Origin of the sequence: Asticcacaulis sp. (assembly GCF_020217185.1) — a bacterium.
In the GTDB taxonomy this organism is placed as follows: Bacteria; Pseudomonadota; Alphaproteobacteria; order Caulobacterales; family Caulobacteraceae; genus Asticcacaulis.
Window position 1 is genome coordinate 1 of sequence record NZ_JAIWNX010000213.1, and the last position, 10,000, is coordinate 10,000.

9 protein-coding genes and 1 pseudogene are annotated in these 10,000 nt (G+C 62.9%); 7 read left to right on the forward strand and 3 right to left on the reverse strand.

The window, feature by feature from the left end; translation table 11 throughout:
• A pseudogene (locus tag LDL37_RS10540) lies at positions 1-400 on the reverse strand (hypothetical protein); the annotation flags it as partial.
• A gap of 158 nt (positions 401-558) precedes the next feature.
• A complete protein-coding gene (gene secA, locus LDL37_RS10545) occupies positions 559-3,399 on the reverse strand; it encodes a preprotein translocase subunit SecA (protein WP_290797801.1) in 2,841 nt (946 codons plus the stop codon).
• A gap of 207 nt (positions 3,400-3,606) precedes the next feature.
• Between secA and LDL37_RS10550 the strand changes: the two genes are divergently transcribed.
• The 3 genes from LDL37_RS10550 (at position 3,607) to mutT (ending at position 6,600) form a co-directional block, all read left to right on the forward strand.
• Complete coding sequence (locus LDL37_RS10550) at positions 3,607-4,605, forward strand: peptidylprolyl isomerase (RefSeq protein ID WP_290797803.1); 999 nt, start codon at positions 3,607-3,609, stop codon at positions 4,603-4,605.
• A 94-nt stretch (positions 4,606-4,699) separates the two neighbouring features.
• Positions 4,700-6,142, forward strand: a complete 1,443-nt coding sequence (gene argJ / locus LDL37_RS10555; protein ID WP_290797823.1) for a bifunctional glutamate N-acetyltransferase/amino-acid acetyltransferase ArgJ — start codon at positions 4,700-4,702, stop codon at positions 6,140-6,142.
• Positions 6,143-6,201: 59 nt separating this feature from the next.
• Positions 6,202-6,600, forward strand: a complete 399-nt coding sequence (gene mutT / locus LDL37_RS10560) for an 8-oxo-dGTP diphosphatase MutT (protein ID WP_126423358.1) — start codon at positions 6,202-6,204, stop codon at positions 6,598-6,600.
• Positions 6,601-6,636: 36 nt separating this feature from the next.
• Here the strand turns inward: mutT and LDL37_RS10565 are convergent, their stop codons facing one another.
• The gene (locus LDL37_RS10565) at positions 6,637-7,518 is read right to left on the reverse strand and encodes a methyltransferase domain-containing protein (RefSeq protein ID WP_290797809.1); all 882 of its coding nucleotides are present in this window, start codon (positions 7,516-7,518) and stop codon (positions 6,637-6,639) included.
• Between the two features lie 22 nt (positions 7,519-7,540).
• Here LDL37_RS10565 and LDL37_RS10570 point away from each other — a divergent pair, with 22 nt between their 5' ends.
• The 4 genes from LDL37_RS10570 to LDL37_RS10585 form a co-directional block, all read left to right on the forward strand.
• Positions 7,541-8,383, forward strand: a complete 843-nt coding sequence (locus tag LDL37_RS10570) for a ComF family protein (protein ID WP_290797812.1) — start codon at positions 7,541-7,543, stop codon at positions 8,381-8,383.
• 110 nt (positions 8,384-8,493) lie between these two features.
• On the forward strand, positions 8,494-8,748 hold the full coding sequence (gene grxC, locus LDL37_RS10575) for a glutaredoxin 3 (RefSeq protein ID WP_126423364.1): 255 nt from the start codon (positions 8,494-8,496) through the stop codon (positions 8,746-8,748).
• Positions 8,749-9,591: a carbon-nitrogen hydrolase family protein gene (locus LDL37_RS10580; RefSeq protein ID WP_290797817.1), complete on the forward strand. Its 843-nt coding sequence runs from the start codon at positions 8,749-8,751 to the stop codon at positions 9,589-9,591. It begins immediately after the preceding gene.
• The coding region (locus tag LDL37_RS10585) for a DUF1178 family protein (RefSeq protein WP_290797820.1) at positions 9,588-10,000 on the forward strand (413 nt) is incomplete at its 3' end. The genes LDL37_RS10580 and LDL37_RS10585, both read left to right, overlap by 4 nt.

Consider the following 10,000-nt stretch of genomic DNA (forward strand, 5'->3'; position numbering starts at 1 on the left):
ACTGCGCCCCCTTGCGCTCCAGAATGACCAGGCGCACTGCCGCCTTGGTATTGGCCATGATCAGGCGCACATTCTTGGTCGTGCCGTTGGTTTCCATCAATTGCTTGTACAGCGCGATGCGCCGGGATTTGCGTGCGGCGGCGGCCTTGTCTTCGGGCGAAACGGTGGCCGCGGCGGTCCCCTCAAGGCGCGGGGCCATGCCGATCAGCGCCGGATCAAGCTCGATCTTCGGCGCCAGCGGCGCTTCGGGCGAAATGAACGAGCCTTGCAGGGAAGGGGGAACGACCGGTTGGGCCGGTGTTTTGGCGATGGCCATCGTTTGTGCCTGCGCCGAAGGGCCAAGGGCCTCAAGGCACAGAACGGTGCCCGCAATCAGCAGCCCGGACGTCAGAACCCGCATGCACGACATTTTATACCCCCAAGTGCCCGAAACCACTCAGGCCTTAAGCGACGTTAACCAATTCCTGACGAGGTGGCAACGGGGGAATCTTGGGGCGCGAAAAGGCTATCCCCCGGATGTGGTATCCGGGGGACAACAGGCCTTAGTCAAAGAGGATTTCAGATCAGCGCGCCGTGGCAGTGCTTGAACTTCTTGCCTGAGCCGCAGGGGCAAAGGCCGTTGCGCGAGGTGCTTTCCCAGCCGGCGGGCAGGGCCGAGACGGGCAGGGCGGCGCGCTGTTCCGACGTCAAGTCGTCGCTCAGTTGCGGCGCGCGTTCGTTTTCACCCGTCAGAGGGTTGAGGTGGATTTCCTCAAAGCGTACCGGCTCCGGCTCCGGCTGACCCTGGAAGCGGATTTCAACCGTCATCAGCCAGCGCGTCACATTGTGGCGCAGATTGACCAGCAGCGTCTCGAACAGGGCGAAGGCCTCGGTCTTGTACTCGTTCAGCGGGTCGCGCTGACCATAACCGCGCAGACCGATGACGGCGCGCAGGTGGTCGAGATGCATCAGGTGCTCACGCCACTGCATGTCGATCATCTGCAGCAGGAAGTTCTTTTCCAGCGCCTTCATCTGATCCGGCCCCAGAAGCTGGAGGCGTTCCTCCATCTTTTGCGCGGCGATGGTCTGGATGCGCTCTTCGATTTCCTCGTTGGCGATGCCTTCTTCGGCGGCCCAGTCTTCCAGTGGCAGGTCGAGGCCCAGCAGGCGCTCGCACTGTTCCTTCAGCCCGGCAATGTCCCACTGCTCGGCATAGGCCTTGGGCGGCAGGTGACGGTCAACGAGGTCGCGGATCGTCTCTTCGCGCATTTCGGAGACGATTTCCGACAGGTCCTCGGTGTCCATGAACTCCTGACGCTGCTCGAAAACGGCCTTGCGCTGGTCATTGACCACGTCGTCGTACTTCAGCAGGTTCTTGCGGATTTCGTAGTTGCGTTGCTCGACGCGCTTCTGGGCGGTGGCGATGGCCGAGTTGAGCAGCTTGTGCGTAATGGCTTCGCCCTCTTCGACGCCCAGAGTCTTCATCATGGCGTTGAGACGGTCACCGGCGAAGATGCGCATCAGGTCATCTTCGCACGACAGGTAGAATTTCGAGGTGCCGGGGTCGCCCTGACGGCCGGTACGACCGCGCAACTGGTTGTCGATACGGCGGCTTTCGTGGCGCTCGGTGCCCAGCACGAACAGGCCACCCGCGGCCAGTGCCTTAAGCTTGAGGTCGGCGATCTGGGTTTCAACCTCAGCCTTCTTGGCCAGAAGTGCCTCGTTGGACACGTCCACACCGGCCTCAGCCTGTTCTTCGAGCCACTTTTGTACCCGCAGATCGACATTGCCGCCGAGCTGGATGTCGGTACCGCGACCAGCCATGTTGGTGGCGATGGTCACCGCACCGGGCACGCCGGCATCGGCGATGATATAGGCTTCGTTTTCATGGTGGCGCGCGTTCAGCACATTGTGCGGAATACCCTTGCCCGAACCGCGCACGATATCGAAGGCCGCATCGCCCAGCTTGGCCAGCTCCTTCTTGTCGAGCTTGGCGTATTCCGGTTTTACGGCCTTGGTTTCGACGTCGTAGGCATAGGTCTTGAGGAATTCCGACAGGGCGTCGGACTTTTCGATCGAAGCCGTCCCTACGAGGATCGGCTGACCGCGCACATAGCAGTCGGCGACCTGATCGGCGATGGCCTTGAACTTTTCGCGCTCGGTGCGATAGACCTCATCGTCATAGTCGATACGCTTGATGGGGCGGTGCGTCGGCACTTCGAGCACGTCCATCTTGTAGATATCGCCAAATTCCGCCGCTTCGGTCGCCGCCGTACCGGTCATGCCCGACAGCTTCTGATACATGCGGAAATAGTTCTGGATGGTCACCGAGGCCAGAGTCTGGTTTTCCGGCTGAATGGCCACGGCTTCCTTAGCTTCGATAGCCTGATGCAGGCCTTCGGACAGGCGGCGGCCCTGCATCATACGGCCGGTAAATTCGTCGATCAGGACGATTTCGCCGTCCTTGACAATATAGTCCTTGTTGACCGTGTAGAGGGTGTTGGCGCGCAGGGCCTGATTGGCGTGGTGCACCAGCGAGACGTTGGCTGCGTCGTAAAGACCCGCCGTGTCTTCGGCCAGATGCCCGCCGGCCGTCAGCATTTCTTCGAGGCGCTCAGAGCCCGCTTCCGACAGCAGGACCTGACGCTGCTTTTCGTCCAGCTCAAAGGTTTCCGGGTCCTGAATCAGGTCCTTGATCAGCGCATCCAGCACCTTATACAGTTCCGAACGGTCTTCGGTCGGGCCGGAGATGATCAGAGGCGTGCGCGCTTCGTCGATGAGGATGGAGTCCACTTCATCGACGATGGCGAAGTGGTGGCCACGCTGCACCATTTCCTCGCGGTTATAGACGAGGTTGTCGCGCAGATAGTCAAAGCCGAATTCGTTGTTAGTGCCGTAGGTCACATCCGAGCCGTAGGCGGCCTTGCGCGCGCCCGGCGACATGCCCGACACGATGACGCCGGTGGACAGACCCAGAAAACGATAGACGCGGCCCATGAAGTCGGCGTCGCGTTTGGCCAGGTAGTCGTTGACGGTGATCAGGTGCACGCCCTTGCCCGTCAGCGCATTGAGGTAAACCGGCGCCGTGCCGACCAGCGTCTTGCCTTCGCCGGTCCGCATTTCGGCGATACCGCCCTGATGCAGGATCAGGCCGCCGGTCAACTGAACATCGTAGTGACGCTGACCGATCGAGCGCCAGGCAGCTTCGCGCACCGTGGCGAAGGCCTCTTCGAGCAGCGAATCGAGCGAAGCGCCATTGGCAATGCGTTCGCGGAACAGGACGGTCTGATGCGCCAGCTCCTCATTGCTCATCGCCTTCATCCGGGGTTCCAGCGCATTGATGCGGGCAATACGCCCGCCCATCGACTTGACCTTGCGCTCATTAGCGGAGCCGAACAGAGATTTGGCGAAAGCCAGCATGAGATACCCGACAATTAGATTTCAGTATTTTGACCTGTCCGCCTTATTCGGACACACCTGTTTGGATAATATCAAGGTGTCACGTGTATGACGTAATAGGCAAATAGGCGTGAGCCAGCGCTTTTCAAGCGCGGGGACTGACTTAGGCTTGCGCTTGCGTTCTGTCAATGTAAGTTGGATGCGCACGACAGCGGGGAAGCTTTCAGTATGCAGCGTTGGACAAAGCTCAGGCAGGTGGCGGTTCTGGCCCTTGTGACCCTGACGATTGCCGGGTGCGACAAACCGACTCTGGACGAGCGCCCGCCGGAGCCCGGCGATGTCGCCGTGGCCCGTATCGACGGCCATACCATCTGGGCCTCCGACGTGCGCTATGAGGCGGTTCAGCAGGGACTGATCGGCGACGGTGAGCCCTTCGATCTGGCCTCACCTCTGTTTCGCCGCACGCTGGAAGAGGTGATCGACCAGAAACTTCTGGCGCAGGCGGCGCTGAAAAAAGGCATTGATCGCACCGAACTGGCGCAGCGGCGTATCGCGGCGGCGCGTGAGGATATTCTGGGGCATATGCTACTGGAACAGAGCGTCGATGCCTCTATTGACGACAAGAAGGTCAAGGACCTCTACGACGAACAGGTCAAGCTGGCGCAGAAGTCCGAGGAAATCCGCGCGCGCCTGATCCTCGTCAAGACGCGGCCCGAAGCCGACAATGTGATGCGTCAGCTTCAGGGCGGCAGCCTGTTTGAAGCCATGGCCATGGAGCGCTCCATTGATCAGGCGACGCGCTTTAATGGCGGCGATATGGGCTATTTCACCACCGACGTCATCCCGGAAAGCTATCGCGCAGCCCTGATGACGGCCAAGCCGGGTCAGATCGCCGGACCGGTGCAGATCGATGGCGGCTGGGCCGTGTTCAAGGTCGAGGAGCGCCGTCCGGAACAACCGATGACGATCGAAGAGGCGCGTCCGGGCATTGTCTCGGCGCTCAAGCTGGAGCAGGTGCGTGGCCTGCTGGGCGGCTTACGCGACGGGGCGCGCGTTGAATTTCTGGTCAAGGGTCTGAGCAGCAGCGAAGACCGCGAACCGGCCTCGGCCCCGGCGGGGGCCTCGGCCTCCAGCGCCAGCGGCAGCGAGGCCGCTGACGATGTGGGTGAAAGTCCGGAAAAGGCCGCCGCTTCGGCCACATCCTCGCGCACGGCGGCGAAGAAGTAGGCAATCGGCATCGCCCTGCACAAAAGCCTTCACAGCGTGATGATTTGGGGCTAAGCCGCGCTTTTTGATGTCCTACGCACTGGAGCTGCGCGCCATGACCAAGCCGCCGTCGCCGACCGGCAAAACGCCCGATACCTCTGCCGCGGCTTCCGGTCAGGAACGCGGTCAGGTGAATCCGCTGGGGGCCGCGCTCGATCCGCTGGCCAATGTGCTGAAAAAGGCCGTGCAAACCGGGGCCGAGCTGGTGGGTGTGCATACGGCCTCAACCGCTGAGCCCCCCAAACCGGCGACGGGCAAGCCCGGTCTGGCCGTATCGCCGCTGGCCGTCGATCTGCCGCCCATGCCGCCGGTGGGTGGCGTCGATATCGCCATTGCCCGCGCGGGCTATTACAAGCACGTCCGTCCTGATCTGCTGGTGATGAAGTTCGCCGAAGGCACCACGGCGGCGGGCGTCTTCACGCGGCATAGCATTGGCTCTGCCCCGGTCGATTGGTGCAAGAAGCAGCTGGCGGCCAATGAAGGCAATGAAATCCGCGCGCTGGTCTGCAATGCCGGTTGCGCCAACGCCTTTACGGGCAAGCTGGGGGCCGATGCGGCGCGCCGCACGGCGGCGGCTGTGGCCCGGCGGCTCGATTGCCGTCAGCGCGACATCATGCTGGCTTCGACCGGCGTGATCGGCGTGGTGCTGGACGACGCCAAGATTGCCGCGCAACTGCCGCTGATCGAAGAGTCGTTCAAGGCCGATGCCTGGCACGCGGCGGCTCAGGCCATCATGACCACCGACACCTTCCCTAAGGGCGCCTATGAAACCGCGCTGATCGACGGGGTAGAGGTGAAGATCGCCGGTATCGCCAAGGGGTCGGGCATGATCGCACCGGACATGGCGACCATGCTGGCCTTTATCGTCACGGACGCGACCCTCTCGGCCGGTGTGCTGCAATCGCTGCTGGGGCTTTATACGCGCACCACGTTCAACAGCGTGACGGTGGATGGCGACACTTCGACCAACGACACGGCGCTTTTGTTTGCCACAGGGGCGGCAGGAGCCCCGAAGATCAGCCGTGCGGGTGACAAGCGTCTGGCCGACTTCCGCGACAAGCTGGAAAAGGTGATGCACAGCCTCGCCACCCAGCTCATCCGCGACGGCGAAGGCGCGACCAAGTTCGTCAAGGTCACGGTGACGGGGGCGTCCTCACCGGCGTCGGCGCGCAAGATCGCCAAGTCAATCGCCGAAAGCCCCCTGTGCAAGACGGCCTGGGCCGGCGAAGACGCCAACTGGGGCCGCATCGTCATGGCGGTGGGCAAGACCGAGGAAGAGGTGGATCGCGACCACCTCGCCATCCGTTTCGGGGAGTTGGTCGCCGCTGAACACGGTGCCGTGTCGCTGACCTATGATGAGGCGGCGATGAGCGCCTATATGAAGAAGTCCGAGCTGGAAATCAGCGTCGATGTCGGTGTCGGCCGAGGGTCTGCGCATGTCTATACCTGTGACCTGACGCATGGGTATATCAGCATTAATGGTGACTATCGCAGCTAACCTCCTCCCCTGCGAAGCGGGGGAGGTGCAGAGCCTGTCGAGGCGGAGGGGGCACGTCTATGAAAACCGTACTTGTCGTTGCGGCGGCCCTGATCGACAGTGACGGGCGGGTGCTGATCGCCCAGCGTCCGGAGGGCAAGTCGCTGGCCGGGCAGTGGGAGTTTCCCGGCGGCAAGGTTGAGCCCGGCGAAACTCCCGAAGCGGCGCTGATCCGTGAGCTTGAGGAAGAACTGGGTATTACGACAAAGGCCGCCTGTCTGGCCCCCTTCGTCTTTGCCTCGCATACCTATGAGACGTTTCACCTGCTGATGCCGCTGTATCTGATCCGCCGCTGGGAGGGCACGCCGCAGCCGAAGGAACACACAGCGCTGAAATGGGTGCGGCCTAAGGATATGCGCGACTATCCCATGCCCCCGGCGGACCTGCCGCTGGTGGCGTATCTCAATGATTTTATTTGATTCCTGACTCTCGATAACTTTGACAGGGTAAGGAGGCTATAGCTTCCCTTCCTTCACCCCCAGCGCATCGGCCAGACGCACCTTGGCGGAACCGGGACGCAGCGGCTTTTGCTGGCTTTCGTGCGGGGTCCAGCCGGATAGGGTGATAATCTCAAACGTGGCGCGCACGCCGCCTTCCGGATGCGGATAGCGTTCGGCGTAAAGCTCAAACGCCCGGCTGAGGATGGCGCGGTTCAGCCCCTTGCGCGGGCGGTCGAACAGGATGTTGGTTTCCCCCATGGCCCGCAGATCGCGCAGCAGGCTGAGCGGGTGGGCGTAGCTGACCACCACCTTGTCTGTATCGACAACGGGCATGTTGAACCCGGCGCGGCGCAGTAAATCCACGCAGTCCGTCCCTTCGGCAAAGGGGGCGACGCGCGCCCCCGTTCCGCCGCGGATTTCCAGTTCGGCCTCCATCAGCACGCGGCGCAACTCGTGCAGGGTCTCGCCGCCGAATTGCGAGGCGATCAAAAGGCCGTCGGGGCGCAGGGCGCGGCGCAACTGCACCAGCACGCCGGGCAGGTCGTTGGTGGTGTGAAAAGCCAGAGACGACACCACCAGATCGAGCGTGTCATCGCCAAAGGGCAGGGCCTCTTCGTCCAGCACCACGGCGGGGCGGTGGCGGGCCGACAGGTCGCTTTCGATCAGATAGCCGATCTTGGCGGCCACCTCCGGCGTCCCGGCCAATAGCTCAGCGAAACGGCCATCGCGGCGGCCGATCTCCAGCGCCACGTCGAAGCGGCGGTTGATGGCCGCCAAGGTGTCGATCATGTCCTCGGCGCTGCGCCGTTTCAAGAAGTTGGCCGTGGTGAAATCGCCCGCCGTGCGGTCGAGGCGGTGACGCAGCAGTTGACGATCGAAGAGGCGCGGTGTTGTCATGTCGTTCAAATAGGGGGTGGGGATGCGGCTGTCCATAGACGGGCTGAAAACGTGGGTGGCGGAACTGGCGCTTATCCCGCGTCTGCGCGAAGGCGGGACGCGGTTGCTGGATGCGCTTTATCCGCGTCAGGCGCTTACTCACGACCCCGATCTGCGTAATTCAGCGGGGGTAAAAGACGCAGTACAGGCCGGCGGCCTGACGGCGGATGACTGGAGCGCCATTCGCTTTCTGACGGGGCAGGGCTGCGACATGTGCGCCCGACCGTTTGAAGGCGGGGTGTTTCTGGGGGCCGGGGCGCTTTGTGATGTCTGTACGCAAAAGCCGTTCCCGTTTCGCCGTGGCCGCGCCGCCTGTCTTTATACCGATGCCTCTAAGGGCCTGATTCTGGCGTTTAAACACGCTGACCGGCTCGATCTGCGGCCCATCCTGTCGGGCTGGCTGTCGCGAGCAGGGGCCGAGCTGATGGAGGAGGTCGATGTGATCGTGCCAGTGCCCCTGCACTGGCGCAGACTGTTTCAGCGCCGCTATAATCAGGCGGCGGAGCTGGCCCGGCCCCTGGCGCGGCAGTATCAGAAGGACTTTGTGCCCGACGCCCTGATCCGACAGCGCGCCACCTCGGTGCAGTTCAGCCGCGCCCGTACGGCCAAAGGCCGCCGCGAAGATCGTTTTGAGAATGTGAAGGGGGCTTTTGCCGTAACGGCCTCCGGCGCGCGGCGTTTGCGCGGACGGCGGGTGCTGCTGGTCGATGATGTGTTCACCTCCGGTGCGACGCTCACGGCCTGCGCCAAGGCCCTGCGTGAGGCCGGGGCGCGCGACGTCGATGTGCTGGTGCTGGCCCGCGCTGTACCCGCTCTCGAAGTCTGAAGGCGCGCGGTCTTTCTGTCGCGCGTCAGCCACAGGTCCGTCTTTAAAACTTGCAAACCCTTGCCTATATAATGGTTTGTGACAAGGTTGCGTTTTGACTGTGGACCCCCATGCCGAATATTGAAATCTATACCAAGCCCTACTGCCCCTATTGCGAGCGCGCCAAGGCGCTGCTGGACTCCAAGGGCGCCGAGTACAAGGAAATCGTCGCGTCCAACGATCCGGAGCTGCGCAAGGAAATGAACGAGCGGTCGGGTCGTGCCACCTATCCGCAAATCTTCATTGATGGCCTGCATGTCGGCGGCTGTGACGATCTGGTGTCGCTCGATTCGCGCGGCGGTCTGGACCCTCTGCTGGCGTCGTAAATGGCAAAGGCCGCTCCGCTCAAAGTCGCCCTGCTGCAACTGAACACCCCCGCCGACCCGGTGCGGGCGTTTGAGCACCTGAAACCGCTGTACGAAACGGCAGTGGCCTCAGGCGCGCAGCTTATCCTGACGCCCGAATGTTCCAACCTGATGGAGCAGCGCAAGGAGAGGAAGGCGCAGGTCGTTACCACGCTCGACGCCGACGCCTGTGTGGCAGGCGTGAAGGCGCTGGCGGCGCGATATCGCGTGCCCACCCTGCTGGGCTCGGCCATTGTCCGTTCGCCGGTCGCGGGCGAAGACCGCGCGGTCAACCGAGCCTTTTTCTTCGATGAGACGGGCGAAGAGGCGGCCTTTTACGACAAGATCCACCTGTTTGACGCCACAACGCCCAATGGCGAGGTCTATCGCGAATCGGCGGGCGTCTGCGGGGGCGAACGGGCGGTGATTGCACCGACTCCGTGGGGCGGACTGGGCCTGACCATCTGCTATGATGTGCGCTTCGGCTATCTGCATCGCGCGCTGGCACAGGGCGGGGCGTCGATGATCGCCGTGCCCGCGGCCTTTACCGTCCCGACCGGGCAGGCGCACTGGGAGGTGCTGCTGCGCGCCCGTGCCATTGAAACCGGCTGTTTCGTTTTTGCCCCGGCGCAGGGCGGCCCGCACGAGGATGGCCGCAAGACCTGGGGCCATTCGATGATCATCAATCCGTGGGGCGAGGTCATGGCCCGGCTCGACCACGATCACCCGGCGGTGCTGATGGCCGAGATCGACCTGTCGGAGGTCGCGCGCGCCCGCACGGCCATCCCTCAGTTGCAACACGACAGGACCTTTGTGCGCGTATGATCCGCTATGCCCTGAAATGCGAACACCACCATGAGTTCGAGGCGTGGTTTTCCAATTCAACCGCCTTCGATGAGCAGAAGGCGCGGGCGCTGATCGAGTGTCCGCACTGCGGCAGCGCGCAGGTTGAAAAGGCGATCATGGCCCCGATGGTGCGCACCTCTGAGGCCGTCGAAAGCCGTCAGTCGGATATGCGCAAGGCCGTGGCCGAGGCCATGCACCGCGTGCGCACCCATGTGGAGCAGAATTTCGACTATGTGGGCGACAGCTTTGCGCGCGAAGCCCGCGACATGCACGAAGGCTTGGCGCCCGAACGCCCTATCTATGGCGAGGCCAGCCGCGACGAGGTGCGCGAACTGATCGACGACGGTATCCCGGTCGCTCCCCTGCCGATCCCGGCCGGCGAAGCCCC